The 21913-nt window shown below is 41.0% G+C and carries 15 protein-coding genes; 11 read left to right on the top strand and 4 right to left on the bottom strand.

What is annotated here, in order from left to right; translation table 11 throughout:
- The first annotated feature begins 1 nt into the window (after nt 1).
- The 9 genes from murD to lpxC all read left to right on the top strand — a co-directional run bounded on the left by murD (nt 2) and on the right by lpxC (nt 9793).
- Nucleotides 2-1312, top strand: a complete 1311-nt coding sequence (murD, locus tag ABN236_RS10830) for a UDP-N-acetylmuramoyl-L-alanine--D-glutamate ligase (protein ID WP_349473957.1) — start codon at nt 2-4, stop codon at nt 1310-1312.
- On the top strand, nt 1312-2505 hold the full coding sequence (gene ftsW, locus ABN236_RS10825; RefSeq protein ID WP_088494922.1) for a cell division protein FtsW: 1194 nt from the start codon (nt 1312-1314) through the stop codon (nt 2503-2505). The genes murD and ftsW overlap by 1 nt, the downstream gene beginning before the upstream one ends.
- Entirely contained in the window at nt 2502-3584 is a 1083-nt protein-coding gene (gene murG / locus ABN236_RS10820) for an undecaprenyldiphospho-muramoylpentapeptide beta-N-acetylglucosaminyltransferase (protein ID WP_088494923.1), read from the top strand. Before ftsW ends, murG begins: the two co-directional genes overlap by 4 nt.
- A gap of 41 nt (nt 3585-3625) precedes the next feature.
- Nucleotides 3626-5089: a UDP-N-acetylmuramate--L-alanine ligase gene (gene murC / locus ABN236_RS10815; protein ID WP_088494924.1), complete on the top strand. Its 1464-nt coding sequence runs from the start codon at nt 3626-3628 to the stop codon at nt 5087-5089.
- Nucleotides 5090-5094: 5 nt separating this feature from the next.
- Nucleotides 5095-5451 carry a hypothetical protein gene (locus tag ABN236_RS10810; protein ID WP_349473956.1) on the top strand — a complete coding sequence of 119 codons (357 nt, stop codon included), beginning with the start codon at nt 5095-5097 and terminating at the stop codon, nt 5449-5451.
- Nucleotide 5452: 1 nt separating this feature from the next.
- Nucleotides 5453-6238 (top strand): cell division protein FtsQ, encoded by a 786-nt coding sequence (gene ftsQ, locus ABN236_RS10805; RefSeq protein WP_088494926.1) that lies wholly within the window; start codon nt 5453-5455, stop codon nt 6236-6238.
- A gap of 45 nt (nt 6239-6283) precedes the next feature.
- Complete coding sequence (gene ftsA, locus ABN236_RS10800) at nt 6284-7540, top strand: cell division protein FtsA (RefSeq protein ID WP_098942190.1); 1257 nt, start codon at nt 6284-6286, stop codon at nt 7538-7540.
- Nucleotides 7541-7610: 70 nt separating this feature from the next.
- Nucleotides 7611-8777, top strand: coding sequence for a cell division protein FtsZ (gene ftsZ / locus ABN236_RS10795; protein ID WP_088494927.1), 1167 nt, complete (start codon nt 7611-7613; stop codon nt 8775-8777).
- Between the two features lie 98 nt (nt 8778-8875).
- Nucleotides 8876-9793, top strand: coding sequence for a UDP-3-O-acyl-N-acetylglucosamine deacetylase (gene lpxC / locus ABN236_RS10790; protein WP_036913397.1), 918 nt, complete (start codon nt 8876-8878; stop codon nt 9791-9793).
- Nucleotides 9794-9827: 34 nt separating this feature from the next.
- Here lpxC and ABN236_RS10785 read toward each other — a convergent pair whose 3' ends face one another.
- A complete protein-coding gene (locus ABN236_RS10785) occupies nt 9828-10343 on the bottom strand; it encodes a DUF721 domain-containing protein (protein ID WP_088494928.1) in 516 nt (171 codons plus the stop codon).
- 45 nt (nt 10344-10388) lie between these two features.
- On the opposite strand from ABN236_RS10785, the gene secM reads away from it, so the two are divergent.
- Both secM and secA read left to right on the top strand, forming a co-directional pair.
- On the top strand, nt 10389-10916 hold the full coding sequence (gene secM / locus ABN236_RS10780) for a secA translation cis-regulator SecM (protein WP_270754925.1): 528 nt from the start codon (nt 10389-10391) through the stop codon (nt 10914-10916).
- Nucleotides 10917-11015: 99 nt separating this feature from the next.
- Entirely contained in the window at nt 11016-13724 is a 2709-nt protein-coding gene (gene secA / locus ABN236_RS10775; RefSeq protein ID WP_088494930.1) for a preprotein translocase subunit SecA, read from the top strand.
- Nucleotides 13725-13817: 93 nt separating this feature from the next.
- Here the strand turns inward: secA and cueR are convergent, their stop codons facing one another.
- From cueR to hpmA, 3 genes are all read right to left on the bottom strand, one after another.
- Entirely contained in the window at nt 13818-14267 is a 450-nt protein-coding gene (gene cueR / locus ABN236_RS10770) for a Cu(I)-responsive transcriptional regulator (protein WP_088494931.1), read from the bottom strand.
- A 108-nt stretch (nt 14268-14375) separates the two neighbouring features.
- On the bottom strand, nt 14376-16865 hold the full coding sequence (locus ABN236_RS10765) for a heavy metal translocating P-type ATPase (RefSeq protein ID WP_349473955.1): 2490 nt from the start codon (nt 16863-16865) through the stop codon (nt 14376-14378).
- Between the two features lie 291 nt (nt 16866-17156).
- Nucleotides 17157-21890 carry a calcium-independent hemolysin HpmA gene (hpmA, locus tag ABN236_RS10760; RefSeq protein WP_349473954.1) on the bottom strand — a complete coding sequence of 1578 codons (4734 nt, stop codon included), beginning with the start codon at nt 21888-21890 and terminating at the stop codon, nt 17157-17159.
- Nucleotides 21891-21913: the final 23 nt, after the last annotated feature.

Here is a 21913-nt window from a genome sequence, read left to right as displayed (position 1 = left end):
AATGGCAAATTATCAGGGAAAAAAAGTAGTTGTTGTTGGGCTTGGAATAACAGGCCTTTCCTGCGTTGACTTTTTTATCCGCCAAGGTGTTACGCCTAAGGTTATTGATACACGCCAAAAACCAGGAGGCTTAGATAAGCTTCCTGCTGACGTTGAATATCATACAGGTAGTTTTCATCAAGCATGGCTTAACGATGCTGATTTAATTATCTCAAGTCCGGGTATTGCACTTTCAACACCTGAGCTTGTTGAAGCGGCAAATCATGGCGTTGAAATTGTCGGTGATATCGAATTATTTTGCCGTGAAGCCCAAGCACCTATTGTTGCAATCACTGGTTCTAACGGTAAAAGCACCGTGACAACGATAGTAGGTGAAATGGCAAGCGCAGATGGTATTCGCGTTGGGGTCGGCGGCAATATTGGTGTTCCCGCTCTGACCTTATTAACCGAGCCTCATGATTTATATGTATTAGAGCTATCGAGCTTCCAATTGGAAACGACTTATAGCTTACAAGCTGCGGCTGCAACGGTATTAAATATTAGCGAAGATCATATGAATCGCTATCCGTTAGGATTAGAGCAATACCGTGAAGCAAAACTGCGTATCTACGATAACGCTAAAACCTGCGTTTATAACGAAGATGATGCATTAACGTTACCTTTAGCGGGTAAAGATAATCGTTGTGTTAGTTTTGGTGTTGGACAAGGTGATTATCAGCTTGATAACACAAATCGCATTTTAAAAGTGAAAGGTGAGAAAGTCCTTTCGACGGCTGAAATGTATCTTTCGGGACAGCATAATTATACCAATGCATTAGCGGCATTAGCACTTGCTGACGCAGTGGGTATTTCTCGTAAAGCAGTAACTGAGGTATTGAAAACGTATCACGGTCTTGCTCATCGTTTTCAATTAGTTTATTCACATCAAAATGTACGTTGGATAAATGACTCGAAAGCGACCAATGTGGGAAGCACAGAGGCGGCATTACGAGGACTCGAAGTTGAAGGCACTCTGCATCTTTTATTAGGTGGAGATGGGAAATCGGCTGACTTCACTTCTTTATTGCCTTATATCAGTGGCGACAATATTCGTCTGTACTGTTTTGGACAAGATGGGCAAGCATTGGCAAATCTACGACCAGATGTCTCTTTATTAACAGTGACAATGGAAGAAGCCATGCGAGCTTTAGCACCGACTGTAAAATCAGGAGATATGGTATTGCTCTCTCCGGCATGTGCAAGCTTAGATCAGTTCAAATGTTTTGAGCAGCGTGGTGATGAATTTGCGCGTTTAGCAAGGGAGCTTGGCTGATGAGCATATTCGCAATGCGAAGATTAAAACAGTGGCTAGTGGGCAGTTATCAAACTGAGAATACGGCATTTGTGCCGTATGATCGCACTTTGCTCTGGTTTACTTTCGGATTAGCGGTTGTCGGCTTTGTTATGGTGACATCGGCTTCAATGCCAGTTGGTCAACGTCTTGCAGAAGATCCTTTCTTATTTGCGAAACGTGATGGTATCTATATCGTTGTCGCATTTTGTATCGCGTTAGTCACCATGCGCATTCCAATGGCAATTTGGCAACGTTATAGCAGCTTAATGCTATTTGGTTCAATACTCCTTTTATTGGTGGTATTGGGAGTTGGGAGTTCAGTTAATGGTGCTTCACGCTGGATTGCGGTGGGACCATTAAATTTCCAGCCTGCTGAATTATCAAAACTTGCACTGTTTTGCTATCTATCGAGTTATTTAGTTCGAAAAGTTGAAGAAGTCAGAAATAACTTTTGGGGTTTCTGTAAACCGATGGGTGTGATGCTAATACTGGCTGTTTTATTGTTATTACAGCCAGATTTAGGAACAGTTGTGGTTTTATTCGTAACAACATTAGCGCTGTTATTTTTAGCGGGCGCTAAAATTTGGCAATTCTTAGCCATTATCGGCTCAGGAATTGCGGCTGTTGTTATGTTGATTATCGTTGAGCCTTACCGTGTTCGACGTATTACTTCTTTCTTAGAACCTTGGGAAGATCCATTTGGTAGCGGTTATCAGCTTACACAATCTCTAATGGCATTTGGTCGAGGGGATTTACTTGGACAAGGTTTAGGAAACTCAGTACAAAAACTAGAATATTTGCCTGAAGCGCATACCGACTTTATTTTCTCTATTCTTGCTGAAGAACTTGGTTATATCGGTGTGGTTTTAGTGCTTTTAATGGTATTCTTCATCGCTTTTCGTGCGATGCAAATTGGGCGACGTGCGCTGATCCTCGATCAACGTTTTTCAGGCTTTTTAGCTTGCTCTATCGGGATCTGGTTTACATTCCAGTCATTGGTCAATGTAGGCGCAGCAGCAGGTATGTTGCCAACAAAGGGATTAACCCTTCCTCTTATTAGTTACGGTGGTTCGAGCTTGATTATTATGTCAACCGCCATCGTGATGTTATTACGAATTGATTATGAAACACGTCTAGCACAAGCTCAGGCGTTTGTAAGGAGCCCGAAATGAGCGAGCGTAGACGCCGTTTAATGGTTATGGCTGGTGGTACTGGGGGGCATGTATTCCCGGGACTGGCTGTTGCTCATTATCTACAATCCCAAGGTTGGGAAATCCGATGGTTAGGAACGGCGGATAGAATGGAAGCCGATTTAGTACCTAAACACGGTATTGAAATTGAATTTATTCGTATTTCAGGCTTACGTGGCAAAGGGATTAAAGCGTTAATCGCAGCACCTATTCGTATTATTAAAGCGATTTTCCAAGCTCGTGCCATTATGAAGCGCTATCAGCCAGATGCGGTACTTGGTATGGGTGGCTATGTTTCAGGTCCGGGCGGTGTTGCTGCTTGGATGTGTGGGATACCTGTTATTTTGCATGAGCAAAATGGTATCGCTGGATTAACTAATCGTTGGTTATCTAAAATTGCAAAACGTGTATTGCAGGCTTTTCCTGGTGCATTTCCTAAAGCACCGGTTGTTGGAAATCCTGTTCGTGAAGATGTATTGGCACTTGAAGCACCCTCAGTACGATTAAAAGAGAGAACAGGGCCTGTTCGTGTACTGATTATTGGTGGTAGCCAAGGCGCTAGAATTTTAAATCATACCTTACCTGTAGTTGCAGGTTTGCTAGGTGAACATGTTACAATCTGGCATCAAGCAGGAAAAGGTGGCGAAAGTGATACAAAAACACGCTATCAGAACGAATTAGCAAAAAATTCAGTTAAATCTGAATATAAAGTTACTGAATTTATTGATGATATAGCGCAAGCTTACCAATGGGCTGATGTTGTGGTGTGTCGTTCAGGCGCATTAACGGTCAGCGAAATTGCCGCAGCGGGATTACCCGCTATTTTTGTTCCTTTCCAGCACAAAGATAGACAGCAATATTGGAATGCACTGCCGCTAGAAAAAGCGGGTGCCGCGCGAATTATCGAGCAAAATGATTTAACTCCAGAAGTCATTGCACAAACCCTGAAAAATTGGGATAGAGAAACCTTGTTAGCGATGGCAGAGAAAGCAAAAAGTGTTGCGATTACGGATGCCACAGAGCGCGTAGCAAATGTGATAATCGAAGTGGCAAAAAAATAAACGTAACTTGTAACCATTAACTTAGAGTGAAGAAGTAAATAGTGAATACACAACAACTGGCAAAATTAAGATCGTTTGTGCCTGAAATGAGAAAAGTTAAGCATATTCACTTTATCGGCATCGGTGGTGCGGGTATGGGGGGAATTGCTGAAGTGCTGGCTAACGAAGGTTATGAAATCAGCGGCTCTGATTTAGCACCAAACGTAGTCACACAACAGCTCGTTGCCTTAGGCGCAACAGTCTATTTTAATCATCGCCCTGAAAATATTCGTGGCGCAAGTGTTGTTGTGGTTTCGACAGCGATCAGTGCTGAAAACCCTGAGATTATTGCAGCAAGAGAAGCACGTATCCCAGTTATCCGTCGTGCTGAAATGCTGGCTGAATTGATGCGTTACCGTCATGGTGTTGCGATTGCCGGAACACATGGTAAAACCACGACAACAGCGATGATTTCAAATATTTATGCGCAAGCGGGGTTAGATCCTACGTTTGTTAATGGTGGGCTTGTTAAATCAGCTGGCACTCATGCTCGTTTAGGTTGCAGTCGTTATTTAATTGCTGAAGCTGATGAAAGCGATGCATCATTTTTACATTTACAACCCATGGTTGCTGTCGTTACGAATATCGAAGCAGACCATATGGACACATATCACGGTAACTTTGACAATCTAAAAGAGACGTTTATTACCTTTTTGCACAATTTACCATTCTATGGCCGTGCAGTGATGTGTCTGGATGACGATGTCATTCGTTCGATTATTCCTAAAGTAGGGCGTTATATTACGACTTATGGCTTTAGTGAAGATGCTGATGTTCGTATTACGCATTATGAACAAAAAGGTGCTCAGGGCTTTTTCACTATATCTCGTGAAGGTATGCCAGATTTACAAGTTGTCTTAAATGCACCCGGTCGTCATAACGCATTGAATGCGACGGCTGCAGTTGCTGTAGCCACAGAAGAAGGCATTGCTGACGAACATATTTTAGCAGCATTACTTAACTTCCAAGGTACTGGGCGTCGTTTCGATTTCTTAGGTAACTACGGTCTTGAGCATGTTAATGGTCAAGAAGGTGAAGTGATGCTAGTGGATGATTATGGTCATCATCCAACAGAAGTTGATGCAACGATTAAAGCAGCGAGAGCAGGGTGGCCAGATAAACGTCTAGTGATGATTTTCCAACCTCATCGCTATACCCGTACTCGTGATTTATATGAAGACTTTGCCACTGTTCTCAATCAGGTTGATATTTTATTATTAACAGATGTTTATTCTGCAGGGGAAGCGCCTATTGCAGGTGCCGATAGCCGCTCACTTTGTCGAACAATTCGTCAACGTGGGAAGCTAGATCCTATCTGGGTTTCTGATGTGGATAATATTTCATCAATATTAGCGGGTGTAATAACAGATAATGATCTTGTTTTAGTTCAAGGTGCTGGAAATATTGGTAAAATAGCGCGTCGCTTAGCAGATACGAAATTACAGCCATCTTTCAGCGAGGATTAAGACGGATGTTTGAGCAAGTGAACATCATTTATGGTGAAATAGTCAATAAAACAACTGTAATGATGGAGTGTTATGAAGAAAATAACACTGAATTGGCGAAAAAAATGATCGAGAATTCGCTTGCTCAAATCTGTGTTGAGAAAAAATTTCAGTTAAAAAGTAAGAAAAACGAAGAAAAATTCGCAATTTCTTCTTTTAAAGTAAATAATTCTCAACAGATTGAACAATTTAGTGATTTAATTATCAAACCTAAAGGTGTTCATAAAGTATATATATGTAGGAAAAGTATTAATCGCTGGAATATCGGACAAAAGGATGGGCGATTCTCTTGTTTAAACGTTGCTCAGGAGTTAGTGGGTTAATATGTCACAAGCAGCGCTAAATATAAAAGAACATAAAGAGAAGCAACATTCTGACAGACCGAGTAATGGTACTTATTTATCAGGATTAATCTTTTTCTTATGTGTGATTGCCACCATCGTTTGGGGTGGGATACAAGTGGTTAACTGGATGAAAGACGCAAATCGTCTACCAATCTCAAAACTTGTATTAACAGGCGAGCGGCATTACACAACGAATGATGATGTGCGTCAGGCGATTTTGTCTTTAGGACAGCCGGGCACATTTATGACACAGGATGTGAATATCATTCAGCAACAAATTGAACGGATGCCATGGATTAGGCAAGTCACTGTTCGTAAACAGTGGCCTGATGAACTTAAAATCCATCTGGTAGAGTATGTTCCCTTTACCCGTTGGAATGATACTTACTTTCTTGATAAAGAAGGGCGTGTTTTCAGTCTGCCAACGCAGTTGGAAACCAAAGGAAGTTATCCTTTGCTATATGGTCCACAAGGAAGCGAAAAAATGGTGTTGTCAGGTTATGTCGCAATGAGAGATCAACTTCTTGCTAGTAACCTGAATTTAAAAGCAGCGTCAATGTCTGCCCGTCAAGGATGGCAATTAGTTTTAGACAATGATGTCCGATTGGAGTTAGGTCGTAAGGATAACGAAAAACGGATCGCTCGCTTTATTGAGTTGTATCCGATACTGCAACAACAAACAGATAAACGAGTTGATTACGTGGATCTGCGTTATGACAGTGGTGGTGCAGTCGGATGGGCTCCTTTATTACTTGAGAATGAATAAACAAGACGTGGCAGATGACACGATGAAGGCGAAGGCAGAACAATAATGATCAAAGCGACGGACAGAAAATTAGTAGTTGGTCTTGAGATTGGTACGGCCAAAGTAGCCACCCTTGTCGGTGAGATCCTGCCTGATGGCGTAGTGAATATTATCGGGGTGGGAAGTTGTCCATCTCGGGGCATGGATAAAGGTGGCGTTAACGATCTCGAATCCGTCGTAAAATGCGTGCAACGGGCGGTAGATCAGGCTGAATTAATGGCTGACTGTCAAATATCTTCAGTATATTTGGCGTTATCAGGCAAGCATATCAGTTGCCAAAATGAGATTGGCATGGTGCCAATTTCAGAAGAAGAAGTGACTCAAGATGATGTCGATAGCGTGGTACATACCGCGAAATCCGTCAAAGTAAAAGATGAACACCGTGTTTTACACGTGATACCGCAAGAGTATGCCATTGATTATCAAGAAGGGATCAAAAACCCAGTTGGATTATCGGGCGTGCGTATGCAGGCTAAAGTTCATTTAATTACCTGCCATAACGATATGGCAAAGAATATTGTAAAAGCAGTTGAACGCTGTGGGTTAAAAGTAGATCAACTGATTTTTGCGGGACTGGCTTCAAGTTTCGCTGTATTAACAGAAGATGAACGTGAATTAGGTGTGTGTGTTGTTGATATTGGTGGCGGTACAATGGATATCGCTATTTATACCGGTGGAGCATTAAGACATACCCGCGTTATTCCTTATGCAGGCAATGTTGTAACCAGCGATATTGCTTACGCTTTTGGCACACCGCCAAATGATGCGGAAGCTATCAAAGTTCGTCACGGTTGTGCATTAGGATCTTTAGTTGGTAAAGATGAAAATGTCGAAGTTCCAAGTGTCGGAGGCAGACCACCAAGAAGTCTGCAACGACAAACTCTTGCTGAGGTGATTGAGCCTCGTTATACCGAACTGCTCAATCTTGTTAATGAAGAGATTTTAAAAGTTCAAGAACAGTTACGCCAGCAAGGGATTAAGCATCATTTAGCCGCAGGTATCGTGCTAACAGGTGGTGCTGCACAGATTGATGGACTTGTTGAATGTGCTCAACGTGTTTTCCACACGCAAGTACGGATCGGTAAACCGTTAAATATTACCGGGCTAACAGATTATGCGCAGGATCCCTACTACTCAACAGCGGTTGGGCTCTTGCATTACGGTAAAGAATCTCACTTTGGTGAGGAAACTGAAACCGAGAAACGCTCTGCTGTCGGTGGTTTATTTAAGAAACTCACTGGTTGGCTAAAAAGAGAGTTTTAATAATCAGACAAATTTAAAAAGAGGTCGTTTGAGCAAGCGGCCCTGAGAAGGCACAAAACGGAGAGAAATTATGTTTGAACCTATGGAATTAACCAACGATGCGGTGATCAAAGTCATCGGCGTTGGTGGCGGCGGCGGTAATGCGGTTGAGCACATGGTTCGTGAACGTATTGAAGGCGTAGATTTCTTTGCAGTCAATACGGATGCTCAAGCGCTACGTAAAACAGCGGTCGGACAGACTATCCAAATTGGTAATGCCATTACGAAAGGCTTAGGTGCAGGTGCAAATCCTGAAGTGGGCCGTAATGCTGCTGAGGAAGACCGTGAAGGGTTACGTGCAGCACTTGAAGGTGCCGATATGGTCTTTATCGCAGCAGGTATGGGCGGTGGTACGGGTACTGGTGCTGCGCCTGTTGTTGCAGAAGTGGCTAAAGAATTAGGCATTTTGACCGTTGCTGTAGTAACTAAGCCTTTTAATTTTGAAGGCAAAAAACGCATGGCATTTGCGGAGCAAGGTATTACTGAGTTATCAAAACATGTTGACTCATTAATCACTATTCCAAATGACAAATTATTAAAAGTACTTGGTCGTGGAATTTCATTATTAGATGCGTTCGGTGCAGCTAATGATGTATTAAAAGGCGCAGTTCAAGGTATCGCTGAGCTAATTACTCGCCCAGGTTTAATGAACGTTGACTTTGCTGACGTAAGAACTGTGATGTCTGAAATGGGTTATGCCATGATGGGATCTGGTGCTGCGAAAGGTGAAGATCGTGCTGAAGAAGCAGCAGAAATGGCGATTTCAAGTCCATTATTGGAAGACATCGACTTATCTGGCGCACGTGGTGTGTTAGTCAACATCACTGCAGGCTTTGACTTACGTCTTGATGAATTTGAAACAGTGGGTAATACCATTCGTGCATTTGCATCAGATAATGCGACTGTGGTTATCGGTACATCCCTTGACCCAGAAATGAATGATGAATTGCGTGTGACTGTGGTTGCAACAGGTATTGGTATGGACAAACGTCCAGAAATTACACTGGTAACTAATAAACAGAATCAGCAAAGCGCAATGGAGAATCGTTACCAGCAAATGCAAAATAGCATGTCTTCTTTCTCTGCCGTAGAAGAAAGCAAGCCTGCTGCAAAAGCTGTTAATGAACAATCTACTCAGGCAAGCAAAGAACCGGATTATTTAGATATCCCTGCGTTCCTGAGAAAACAGGCTGATTAATCGCCAAAAAGATTGGCATCTCCGCTTTTTGTGCTAAACTGTCCTGCCAATTATAAGTATAATGATTGGTAGGACGGATAACATTGCGAGATAAAATGATGATCAAACAACGGACATTAAAACGAATTGTACAAGCAACTGGTGTGGGACTTCACACGGGTAAAAAAGTTACGCTTACAATGCGTCCGGCGCCAGCAAACACTGGGGTCATCTACCGTCGTACTGACTTAAATCCACCGGTGGATTTTCCAGCAGACGCAAAATCAGTTCGTGACACTATGTTATGTACTTGCTTAGTTAACGAAGACGATGTGCGTATATCAACCGTTGAGCATTTAAACGCAGCACTGGCTGGTTTAGGCATTGATAATATCGTAATTGAAGTGAATGCACCTGAAATTCCAATTATGGATGGAAGTGCGGCACCTTTTGTTTTCTTGTTACTTGATGCAGGCATCGAAGAACTTCGTACTGCGAAGAAATTCATTCGCATCAAAGAAACAGTACGTGTAGAAGATGGCGACAAATGGGCAGAAATGCGTCCATACAACGGATTTAAATTAGATTTTACTATCGATTTTAATCATCCTGCCATTGATGCAAGTACACAGCGTTATAAATTAGATTTCTCCGCGGAATCTTTTATGAGCCAAATCAGTCGTGCTCGTACTTTTGGATTTATGCGTGATATCGAATACCTGCAATCTAAAGGATTGTGTTTAGGCGGAAGCTTCGATTGTGCAATCGTAGTTGATGACTATCGTGTTCTCAACGACGACGGTCTGCGTTTTGAAGATGAATTCGTTCGTCACAAGATGTTGGATGCAATCGGTGATTTATTTATGTGTGGCTATAACATTATCGGTGAATTTACCGCGTTTAAATCAGGTCATGCACTGAACAATAAATTGCTCCAAGCTGTATTAGCAAAAGAATCTGCGTGGGAATTCGTCACATTTGAAGACGAAGCACAAATGCCAGTGGCATTCAAAGCTCCCTCAATGGTCTTTGCTTAATTCCTGCGAAGGAAAGCACGTTAATTATCTCTAATTAACGTTCATCTTTGGCTGTACTTGTACTCTCTCCGGCAAGTGCAGCCAACCGTTCTAATTTCTCTCTTAATTTCTTCGGACTTTTTTCAGCCAAATACTTCAATGATTGCGCGCTTTCCAAACTTAAGTGACGTCTCTTTGTAGGCACTTGCTCTTTTAATGATGATATTAAAGATCTTTTTTCCTGTTTTATTCCCAAAGACGGATTTATTTTGATGTCTATTGAGGATAAGGATGGTAAAATTTCTTGCCTCAATGCGGAAAGTAATGACGGGGTTTCATAACGTAAACGAGTTAACCAACTTGCGTTTGCAACTTCAATAATTAAAATAGCATTGCGATAATTTGCGACACGGCACTTATCTCGTAAAGGAACAGGTAAAAGAGCCATGACGGCACGATTTAATTTTAGTAAAATCGTTGCACGCTGTTGTATAAGTTGTAATGTACTCTTGTTGGAACCTTCAAGTTCAATGAAGATTTTTTCCAATGATTGTGGGTAACTATCCCGCATAGATTTTGACTCCACAAAATAAAGATTAATGAGCAACGAAGGTTAATGAGCATTATAAGTTTTTGGCGACAGTTTGGCAGGCGATATTTTTGGTCGCACCTGCTTTTAGGGATGGTAGCAGCAGGTATTGGAATACCTTCGCTGTTGTCTACTCATGCCGAAAATCCACAGCAAACTGATACCCCTTCATCTCAAAACCGCCAAAGTCAGGCACTTATTGCGTTTGATAACTTATTCTTACGCCAAAGTGTACAGAATCCTGCTTCATCCTTCACCTTTAATTACTGGCAACAACACGCAGTAAAAAATGTGATTAAACAGCTCTCTTTTGCATTCACCATTAATTCGCCTGAATTGATGGTTAAAGCCAAAGATGAACCGTTACCTGTTTCTAATGTTGCAGAGGTTATGCTTGATACTCTGTATGCCTTATTAACAGAGACCCCATCATCAGCACTAAGCAACCGTCCTCTTTCTGATTACGTTTTAGTACAGAATACAAATTCCTATCATACCGGATTATGGCTTGCACAAATCCGCGGTATTCGCGCAGGGCCTTACCTAACAGCTTAATTGAGTCACTTAATCTAATAAGATTATGATTATCTCTGTTTATTGATAGATACAGAGGCTGTTTTCGGCGTTTCACGCCATAAATGAGAATAAAGATTTATGTTAGGTAAAATTGTAACCAAAATTTTTGGTAGCCGTAATGATCGTTCAATCCGCCGTATGCGCAAAGTTGTTGTTGAAATTAATAAATTAGAGCCAGAATTTGAAAAACTGACTGATGATGAGCTAAAAGCGAAAACAAATGAATTTCGTGAGCGTTTAAAAAACGGTGAAAAAGAAGAAGATATTTTACCTGAAGCGTTTGCCACTGTTCGTGAAGCAAGTAAACGTGTCTTTGGTATGCGTCACTTCGATGTGCAGTTAATCGGTGGTATGGTTCTAAATGAGCGTTGTATTGCAGAAATGCGTACAGGTGAAGGTAAAACATTAACCGCAACATTACCGGCATACTTAAATGCTCTATCAGGTAAAGGGGTTCACGTTGTTACAGTCAATGACTACTTGGCACAACGTGACGCCGAAAATAACCGTCCTCTGTTTGAATTCTTAGGTTTAAGCGTGGGTATCAACTTGCCAAATATGGCACCACCAGTAAAACGCGAAGCCTATAATGCTGATATCACTTACGGTACGAACAACGAATTTGGTTTCGACTACCTGCGTGACAACATGGCATTTAGTCCACAAGAACGTGTTCAACGTAAATTACACTATGCATTAGTGGATGAGGTTGACTCAATCTTAATCGATGAAGCGCGTACTCCGCTGATCATTTCAGGTCCAGCAGAAGACAGTTCTGAGCTTTATATCCAAATGAATAAAGTGATCCCTCACTTGATTTCTCAAGAGAAAGAAGACTCAGACACTTTCCAAGGTGAAGGTGATTACTCTGTTGATGAAAAAACACGTCAAGTGAATATCACAGAACGCGGTCTGGTTAAAATCGAAGGTTTATTAGCAGATGCTGGCATGATGAAAGAAGGAGAGTCTTTATACTCACCCGCTAATATTATGTTAATGCACCATGTGACGGCTGCATTACGTGCTCACGCGCTATTTACCAAAGACGTTGACTACATTGTTAAAGATGGCGAAGTTATCATTGTTGACGAACACACGGGTCGTACAATGCAAGGTCGTCGTTGGTCTGATGGTTTACACCAAGCTGTTGAAGCAAAAGAAGGTGTGAAGATCCAGAATGAGAACCAAACATTAGCGTCAATTACATTCCAAAACTATTTCCGTTTATACGAAAAATTAGCAGGGATGACCGGTACTGCGGATACTGAAGCGTTTGAATTTAACTCTATTTATCGCTTAGAAACCATTGTTATCCCAACTAACCGCCCAATGGTACGTAAAGATCTACCTGACTTAGTCTATATGAATGAGCAAGGTAAATTTGCAGCTATTATTGAAGATATTCGTGAACGTACTCAAAATGGTCAGCCTGTTCTTGTGGGTACCATTTCAATTGAAAAATCAGAAGAAATTTCTAAAGCGCTGACTAAAGCGAATGTTCACCATAACGTACTGAATGCGAAATTCCACGCAATGGAAGCAGACATCATTGCTAACGCAGGTTTGCCTTCAGCGGTAACTATCGCAACTAACATGGCTGGTCGTGGTACCGATATCGTGTTAGGGGGTAGCTGGCAAACTGAAGTGGCTAAACTTGAAGAGCCAACTGAAGAGCAAATCGAAGAAATCAAAGCTAAATGGAAAGAGCGTCATGATGCAGTATTAGCATCAGGTGGTTTACATATCATTGGTACTGAGCGTCACGAATCTCGTCGTATTGATAACCAGTTACGTGGTCGTGCGGGTCGTCAAGGGGATGAAGGTTCTTCTCGTTTCTATTTATCTATGGAAGACTCCTTAATGCGTATTTTTGCTTCAGACAAAGTGTCTGGCATGATGCGTAAATTAGGTATGAATGAAACAGAAGCGATTGAACACCCTTGGGTAACTAAAGCGATTGCAAACGCACAACGTAAAGTAGAAAACCGTAACTTTGATATTCGTAAGCAACTGCTTGAATATGATGACGTAGCAAATGACCAACGTCGTGCAATCTATACTCAGCGTAACGAATTACTGGATGTGGCAGACGTAAGCGAAACTATCGATAGCATTCGCCAAGACGTCTTCACTTCAATGATTGATAACTATATTCCACCTCAATCACTGGAAGAAATGTGGGATATCGAAGGCTTAACGGCATGTTTACAAAAAGACTTTGATTTAAATTTACCAATCAAAGAATGGTTAGATAAAGAGCCTGAATTACACGAAGAAACATTGCGTGAGCGTATTTTAGAAAAATCTATCGAAGTCTATAAAGCGAAAGAAGAGATCGTTAGTGCTGAGATGATGCGTAACTTTGAAAAAGGCGTGATGTTACAAACGCTGGATTCACTGTGGAAAGAGCACTTGGCAGCAATGGATTATTTGCGTCAAGGTATCCACTTACGTGGTTATGCACAAAAAGATCCAAAACAAGAGTACAAACGTGAATCGTTCGCCATGTTTGCTAACATGTTGGAATCACTGAAATATGAAGTGATTAGCACGCTAAGCAAAGTACAAGTTCGTTTACCAGAAGAAGTTGAAGAGTTAGAACGTCGCCGTCGTGAAGAAGCAGAACGTTTAGCTAAACAACAGCAATTAAGCCATGAAGTGACAAAAGAATCTCAAATGTCAGCAGTAGATGGTCAAGTTGCCGCAGGTAAAAAAGTGGGTCGTAACGAACCATGTCCTTGTGGATCGGGTAAGAAATTTAAGCATTGTCATGGTCAATTAGGTTAATTACCCGTTGATGATAATGGTTATTTAACTTTTTGTTGAACAAGAAAATCCCGCTTAGCAATAAGCGGGATTTTTTTATGGTTGATAGAAAAACTAAATTGAAGAGCGAAGGTGGGAAAGGTGACTTTTTGTTGTTTTACTTTCAGAGTCTGACTTTGGCTCAACTAGTCCTGCAATAATCGGACAATCAGGATTGTTATCACCTTGGCAATCTTTCGCTAAGTGTTCTAACGTTTTTGTCATACGTTGTAGTTCAGCAATTTTACGATTGAGCTCTTCAATATGGGAGAGTGCGATAGATTTCACATCTGCGCTGGCGCGTTCTCCGTTATTCCATAAAACTAACAACGTTGATATCTGTTCTGTTGAAAAACCAAGTGCTCGAGAATGGCGAATAAAACGAAAGCAAGCTACGTCTGCATCTGTGTAATCGCGATAACCTGAATCAGTACGAATAGCCTTTGGAATTAAGCCAATCTGCTCATAATAACGGATCATTTTGCTTGAAATACCGGACTTTTTTGCTGCTTGACCAATATTCATTATGTTCCCCTTATCGGATAATAAAGCGCTCTCTATAAGTATAAGGTAGTCGCTTTATAATATTGGGCCAGACCTTTGTTGAGTCTGGCTATAAATAAAATCAATCTATTAATGTGTTTTTATTGGTGCTTGAAAACGTTTTAGTCGTAAGGCGTTACCCAATACAAATACACTTGAAAGCGCCATTGCGGCAGCGGCAATGATGGGTGAAAGTAACATGCCATTAATTGGATAAAGCATGCCAGCCGCGACAGGAATTAATAAGGCGTTATAAGCAAAAGCCCAAAACAAGTTTTGTTTGATATTGCGAATAGTTGCTTGGCTTAAAGCTATTGCATCAACGACACCGCGCAGATCACCCGACATTAACACCACATCAGCAGCTTCAATGGCGACATCGGTTCCTGTACCAATCGCTAACCCAACATCAGCTTGTGCAAGCGCTGGAGCATCATTGATACCATCACCAACAAAAGCGACTTTGGCGCCTTTATGGCTAAATTGCTTTAAGGCTTCGACTTTTCCATCAGGAAGTACTTCAGCCGCAATTTCATCAATACCTAACTGTTTAGCAATCGCTTTTGCTGTGGCTTCGTTATCACCGGTGATCATGGCAACTCTCAAACCTAAATCATGTAACGCTTTGATTGCTTCAGGGGTTGTTTCTTTAATCGGATCTGCAACTGCAATAATGGCAGCAAGATGTCCATCAATGGCTGCATAAAGAGGGCTTTTGCCTTGCTCACCGAGTTTCTGTGCTGAAGAGATAAAGTGACTGACATCTAATCCAAGTTGTTTCATAAAGCGATCAGCACCAACAGATACGGCTCTTCCGCCCACTGTTGCACTAACGCCAAAACCCGGAACTGCTTCAAAATTTTCAACCGTAGCGAGTGTTAATCCCGCCTCTTTAGCCGCATTGACAATAGCTTCTGCAATAGGGTGTTCCGAATAAGTTTCAATAGCAGCAACAAGGCTTAAGACTTCATTATATTCAAAACCTTCTGCTGGAATTAAATCTGTTAATTCAGGACGGCCTTTTGTTAATGTGCCTGTTTTATCAAGAGCGACAACATTGACATCACGTAAGGCTTGTAAGGCTTCACCTTTACGGAAAAGAATACCCAACTCTGCTGCACGACCTGTACCCACCATAATGGATGTTGGCGTTGCTAATCCCATTGCACATGGACAGGCAATAATTAACACAGCAACGGCATTAATTAGCGCAAAGGTTAATGCAGGATCTGGACCAAAAGCTAACCAAATAAAGAAGGTGATTGTTGCACCTAACATAACCGCCGGCACAAACCACATGGTGACTTTATCAACAAGTGCTTGAATAGGAAGTTTAGAGCCTTGAGCTTCCTCCACTAAGCGAATGATTTGTGCCAATACAGTGTTAGAGCCAACTTTGGTGACTTTAAAACTAAAAGCACCTGTTTTATTGATAGTTCCCCCCACAACGTCAGAACCAATCTCTTTCGATACAGGTACAGGCTCGCCGGTTATCATGCTCTCATCAACATAAGAGTGACCGTCAATAATCTCTCCATCAACAGGTATTTTTTCACCGGGGCGAACAAAAACGATGTCTCCCATTACAACTTGATCTAGCGGGATTTCCAATGTCTCACCATGACGAGAAACTCGCGCTGTTTTAGCTTGTAAACCAACTAACCGTTTAATGGCTTGAGATGTATTTCCTTTAGCTTTGGCTTCAAGCGTTCTTCCTAACAAGATCAAGGTGACAATCACAACAGCGGCTTCAAAATAGATATTGGCTGTGCCCGCAGGTAGGACTTGAGGAATAAAGGTTGATACCACTGAATAGCCGTAAGCGGCGGTTGTACCAACAGATACTAATGAGTTCATATCAGGAGCACCGCGTAATAACGCAGGTATTCCTTTTTGGAAAAAGCGTAAACCGGGGCCAAACATCACAATAGTGGCGAGGATAAATTGAATATACCAATTTAGCTGTTGCCCCAGAGTTTGAGTAACCCAACCATGTACACCGGGAATAAAGTGCGATCCCATTTCAATAACAAAAACGGGTAATGTGAAGACAGCGGCGATAAGTAATGCGCGGCGTAATGAACGTTCCTCTTTTGCACGGCGCTCTTCACCTACATCACGTGTGTTTGCTGGATCATCAGATAAACGACGAGGTTTATAGCCGGCATGTACAACGGCGATCTCTAAATCAGTGATCGATACTACGCCTGATAAATGGCGCACACGAGCGCGTTCAGTTGCAAGGTTTACCGTGGCTTCTAATACACCGGGAACTTGCGCCAGTGCTTTTTCTACACGACCAACACAAGATGCACAGGTCATTTCTTCAATTGCCAGCTCAGTTATCTCTTCGGGTACTTTATAACCTGAACTTTCAATAGCGCTCACGGCAGCTGCGGGATCGGGTGTATTTGTAAATGTAATATCTGCACGTTCAGTGGCTAAATTGACAACAGCATCTTGTATTTGTGGTACGGCTTTTAAGGCCCGTTCGACACGACCAACACAGGATGCACATGTCATACCTTCAACAGGTAAACTTAGCCGATTGGCAGAGGACAACGTAGTCTTAGTGTTCATCAAAAATCCCCTCTTAAATATGGTATGAGATAAAGCTTAGGCTTTACCATTAGGGGAAGGTCAAGGAATCGAGGTTGATTTAATTTCTACGAAAAAATGTATTTTTCTATTTTTAATTCAATGCGTTATCTATTTTTTACCATTTTCTGTATTTTATTTAAATCTTAAAGAAGCGTAAATTTATTGGATGTTCAGTGAAATCTAAGCAGATAAATAAGAAACCCGCTTATTGTGATAACAAACGGGTTGGGCTTACAAAAGAATAGGCATTACTCTTTTATGGGGTATCTATTATTTTTCAGAAATAGATGATTTTGTGTTTACTGTTTCATTAACTTTAACAGGTGATTTTAATGATAAGTCACCACCTGCAAGTTGTTTCACTAAATCAACAGCAGATGATTTCAGATCAAGATCTGCACCTGCTTCATATTGATGACCTTCAATATTGTTTAATTGAACGTTGCTACCGCCTAAATCAACCTGACCTTGCTCACTTTTAATTTCAGCGCCAGTAAGCTTAGTTGTACCACTTACATTTAATGAAATATCATTTTTGCTAGTTAAGGTTGTGGTTTGAGTAACTGCATCATTATCAATATGAGAAACTTTAATATCCGCATTTGCCGTATGACCTTCAGCACCTGTTACGATATTTTTGATACCGTTACCTACTGTGCCAACGCCTTTATCAATTTTGGCTTTTGTCTCGCCACTGATACCGGTTTTATCTGCGATAGTTGAAGAGAGTGAATTGTATTTATCAGAGATAACATCAGTTGCAGATTTAATACCTGAATCAATGGTCTCTTTGATAGTGTCTTCTAATAATGATCCACCTGCCTTGGCTGTTTTATCAACTTGGCTAGATTTAGGATCGTTGTTGTGGTTATAACCAACATTGACATCAACAGCAACATGACGATCACTGTCTTTCTGGCTAGTTACTGTAAAGTCACCGCCCACATTACCCGTTACATTATCCGCAGAAACATTTGCACCAGAAAGAGCGAAGTTTTTGTCGCTATTTACAGTTAATGTACCTGTTTCTACTGAAGCATTTTGGTGTGTGGATTTTTGTTGATCTTCAACGTTTACTAAAACTTTGCCACCAATATCATGGATAGAGGTTGCTGGATTTTCTTCAGTCACTTCTTTTGGCGTCGTATTGGTTTGTTTGCCATTTAAAGAGATATCAGTACCCCAGTTGTTTTTGTAATCCGTAGATTGTGCTGATGTTAGCGTAGTATCACCAGATTGAGAGGTTAATTGCGTATCTTTGCTATTAACTTTAGTACCTTGAAGATTAACAGAGCTACCGTTAACAGTTAAATTACCTTGGTTAGCAATGGTCCCACCTTCACGAGAAACACTCTTCTCATCTTGCTTACCAATAGCAAATTCAGCGCCACCTAAGCCATTGACAGAAGATGATTTGTCTCCTGTTTTTTGACCGAAGCCCGCTTGTAATCCACCTGATAAGTTCTTACCTGTTTCAGTACGCTGAGATTCTGTTGCTTGGAAATCAACTTTGTTCGTTGCAGTCAGAGCAACATCATTTTCGCTGGTTAAATGAGTGCCTTGTAAAGTCAGATTATGACCTGAATTTAGCTCAATACCTTGAGAGCCATTCACTGAACCTGCTTTTGCTGTTGTCTGATCTTTTTGATGATTTGCACCACCTGCGTTAAAACCACCACCGTAATCTTTACTGTCTGGTGTTGTGCCTACTTTCAGGTTTGCACTACCATTTACGTTATGTTGACTTTCAGTGTGGGTATCTGTTGCTTGTGCCAGCGTTAAATCACCGCCAGCATTAATGACAGTTTTGCCTTCTTGAGCGTCAAATTTAGCGCCTTCATAATGTGCATCTTCACGTACATTAATATTGATATTACCAGCCGAATTAAACTGGCTACCTTCAGCTTTGGTTGTAGTTAGGCTTGTGTCAGTAGTTTTACCTTCACCTTTAATCGCTACAGTAATATCGTTGCCTGTTTTGGTGCTGACACCTACTTGACCGCCACCAGTTGTTTCATGGAAGGACTCTTGGTGTTTGTTTTGTGCTGCTTCACTGGTATGAGTGTTAGCAGTTAGTGAGACATCACCTTGGGTAGATTGATAATGAGTACCTTGGTCATGTAGCGTTTTATTGCTGTCAGTATTAATTTTACCGGCAGTAATAGATGTTGAAACCGCTTGGCTATCGCTTTGTGATTTCTGGCTACCGCCACCTTTAACACCGACTTCAACACCCACATTCGGTGCTTCTAAATTACTTAAGTTAGCAAGATTACTAATGGCATCTTTAAAGGTAACTTTTTTATCAATACCTTTGTTGCCGTCAGGATTAACAGCAGTAGCACCATCTTCAACGGCTTTCTTAATTGGCTGAGTGACACCGCTGTAATCAAGATTAACACCCACATCGACACCGATATTTAAGGTATCTGTTTTAGATGTTGCACTGTCATTTGCAGCAAGATGATTGATATTTTCACCTGACTCTTTATATGCACCATCAACTTTGTGTGATGCACCTTGATGCGTCACATCATTGTTTGCGGTAATAGTTAAATCACCTGCAACTTGAGTTTCGCTACCTTTATTTTTGGTGATATCAGTTGTTGTATGCTGTTTGTCATATTGGAAATCAGCTTTACTACCGATCTTATCAACACCACCGGTATAGCTAAAGCCACCAGAAATGGTTCTATCTGTACTGTCAGTCTCTTTTTTGTTTTCTGTTGAAACAAAAGCAACATTGTCACCAGAAACAGTGGCATTACCTGCGGTTGTTTTTAAATCAGAGCCAGCAAAAGTGACATCTTTATCCGCTTGAACTTTAACACTGCCACCACTGATCGTAGATCCTACTTGTTCAGTTTCAGTGCTATTGTTTTTGTTGGATGTATGAGTGATATGAAAACCTGCACTATATTGCTTATCTTCAACTTCTTTAGCATGACCGGTGATCTCTAATGATGTTTTTTCATCATTGATTTTCGTGGTTTGCTGTGCAGATCTAACGTTGATATCACCTAAAGATTCAATGCCTAACTCATCAGCACTTTTAATTAAGCTACCAATTACATTGACATCTTTGCCACTCACTACAGTTAACTCTGCATCAGAAACTAATTCACTACCTGTTGAATGCTGTTGATTAGTTTCATTCTTGTGGGAGTTTTTAGTAATGTTAAATGCAGTACCTGTACGTTCATCTGTTTTAGTGATGGTTTCGCTGATCGCATTATCAATAACAACATCGCCTTGAGTCGTTTTAACAAAGGCACCTTGATTGCCTTTGACTTGACTACCTGTGATTTTGACACTGTTATCTGCTGCAAGTAACAGTTGTCCATCAGCAGTCAATTGTGTTGAATGACTGACTTCTTGTTTATTGTTATTGTTCTTATTATTACCACCGCCGATACCACCCCAAACGACATGATTGTCGGTTACTGTTTTATCATTGTTGGTATTTTGAACATTAAGATTGATATTCTCTTTAGCGTTAACAACAACATTCTCATTAGAATGTAATTTTGCACCTTGAGCAGTAACTGAGCCTTTAGCATTTAAACCCAGCGTTTTACCCGCAGTTAACTCACTGCCTTTTAAGGTTTCTGTTTGATGGCTATTGCTCCAGCTACCAGTTTCTAAACGAGAAGTATGGTTACGTTTGTAGCCGTTTTCACTACGATTTTCTTTCTCAACTAATCCGTTGATATTGATATCTTGATTAGCATTAATTGCCAGTGTGTTACCCGCATTAATTTTGGCACCTTCAAGTGTTACATCACCTTTAGTTGCTGTTAATGTCGCATTGTTCTTGGCATCAATATGGCTACCCACTTGCTGTACTAGCTCTTTTTCTTTAGTGACATCATATTGCCAAGAATAGAACCAACGATTGTCAGTATCAGTCTCTTTTTGCTGTAACTGTTTGCCATCAACCGTTAAATGAGCGCCTTGTAATAAAATATCATCACCCATTAAATCAGAGGCTTTGATTTGGTTTTTATTATCAGCAACTAATGTGATGTTTTTACCTTTTAACTCTGTTTTTGTCAGAGTCTGGCTTGAACCACTGTTATTAACAGCAATACCGCCACGGTAATTTTGATAGTTTTCACTACCATCTTTGTCGTAGCTGTCATAGCGAACTTGGCTATCCGTTTGAATATTGTCCGCTCTGACACTTAATTCGTTATCAGCAACAAATTTACCTGTTAATTTAACACCACTGCCTTCTGCGGTATTAATGATGCGGATACGACCAGATTGCATACTACCAAAGAAATAACTATCTAAAGCAGAAGCGGGTTTTTGTGATGAAAGAATATCAAAACGTTGAGAGAACGTATTTTGACCTGTTAATGCAGAAATTTCTGCTGCAGTTATTTTGCCTCGGCTATCAATACGAGGTGCAATTAAATCTAAAAGGCCGGGAGCGTGTAATCCGTTTTTACCAATAGAAAGTAAATTCGTATTGTTAAGCGTGCTATAACCTTTTAACTCACCATTTTCAAACAATGGGTTACCGACAACCAGAGACGAGCGGCTGGTATTGATAAAACCGCATCCATCACAGGTAATACCATTTGGGTTAGAAAGTACATATTCCGCAGCGATACCAAAAACTTCTTGCTGACCTAATAAGAACGAAGGGTTTCGGCTAACAACTTCATTTAAAATTAAAGAAGCGGCTTGTCCATTTAAATTGCTGTTGGCATTTAATTGTCCAGCAAGTTGTGATTGTCCTGCCTCTAAGGAGTTGTTAAAAACAGCACCTGGTTTACCTACATTAAAATCTTGATATTGGTTATGAGAGATACCTTCGTTATTTGGTGTAACGATATTAATGACTTGAGTTCCACCATTGACTGATGAAACATTCGGTCCTTGATTGCCCGCATCAGGAACAATACCGCCAGCATATGCATTTAGTGATACGAAAATAATCGCTAAAGATGCAGCAAGCCTACCCGAAGGAGAGAGCTTGAAGTTTTTTGATTTCATAGAGTTTTCTCCGTTTATTGCTA

Source organism: Proteus sp. fly-1013 (assembly GCF_040140245.1).
Lineage (GTDB): Bacteria > Pseudomonadota > Gammaproteobacteria > Enterobacterales > Enterobacteriaceae > Proteus > Proteus mirabilis_B.
This window is presented reverse-complemented; position numbering and strand designations above follow the sequence as displayed.

Bases quoted from the DNA above. Each gene is read 5' to 3' on its own strand.
- murD (WP_349473957.1), top strand. From the start codon at position 2: ATGGCAAATTATCAGGGAAAAAAAGTAGTTGTTGTTGGGCTTGGAATA.
- ftsW (WP_088494922.1), top strand. From the start codon at position 1,312: ATGAGCATATTCGCAATGCGAAGATTAAAACAGTGGCTAGTGGGCAGT.
- murG (WP_088494923.1), top strand. From the start codon at position 2,502: ATGAGCGAGCGTAGACGCCGTTTAATGGTTATGGCTGGTGGTACTGGG.
- ABN236_RS10810 (WP_349473956.1), top strand. From the start codon at position 5,095: ATGTTTGAGCAAGTGAACATCATTTATGGTGAAATAGTCAATAAAACA.
- ftsQ (WP_088494926.1), top strand. From the start codon at position 5,453: ATGTCACAAGCAGCGCTAAATATAAAAGAACATAAAGAGAAGCAACAT.
- ftsA (WP_098942190.1), top strand. From the start codon at position 6,284: ATGATCAAAGCGACGGACAGAAAATTAGTAGTTGGTCTTGAGATTGGT.
- ftsZ (WP_088494927.1), top strand. From the start codon at position 7,611: ATGTTTGAACCTATGGAATTAACCAACGATGCGGTGATCAAAGTCATC.
- lpxC (WP_036913397.1), top strand. From the start codon at position 8,876: ATGATCAAACAACGGACATTAAAACGAATTGTACAAGCAACTGGTGTG.
- ABN236_RS10785 (WP_088494928.1), bottom strand. From the start codon at position 10,343: ATGCGGGATAGTTACCCACAATCATTGGAAAAAATCTTCATTGAACTT.
- secM (WP_270754925.1), top strand. From the start codon at position 10,389: ATGAGCATTATAAGTTTTTGGCGACAGTTTGGCAGGCGATATTTTTGG.
- secA (WP_088494930.1), top strand. From the start codon at position 11,016: ATGTTAGGTAAAATTGTAACCAAAATTTTTGGTAGCCGTAATGATCGT.
- cueR (WP_088494931.1), bottom strand. From the start codon at position 14,267: ATGAATATTGGTCAAGCAGCAAAAAAGTCCGGTATTTCAAGCAAAATG.
- ABN236_RS10765 (WP_349473955.1), bottom strand. From the start codon at position 16,865: ATGAACACTAAGACTACGTTGTCCTCTGCCAATCGGCTAAGTTTACCT.
- hpmA (WP_349473954.1), bottom strand. From the start codon at position 21,890: ATGAAATCAAAAAACTTCAAGCTCTCTCCTTCGGGTAGGCTTGCTGCA.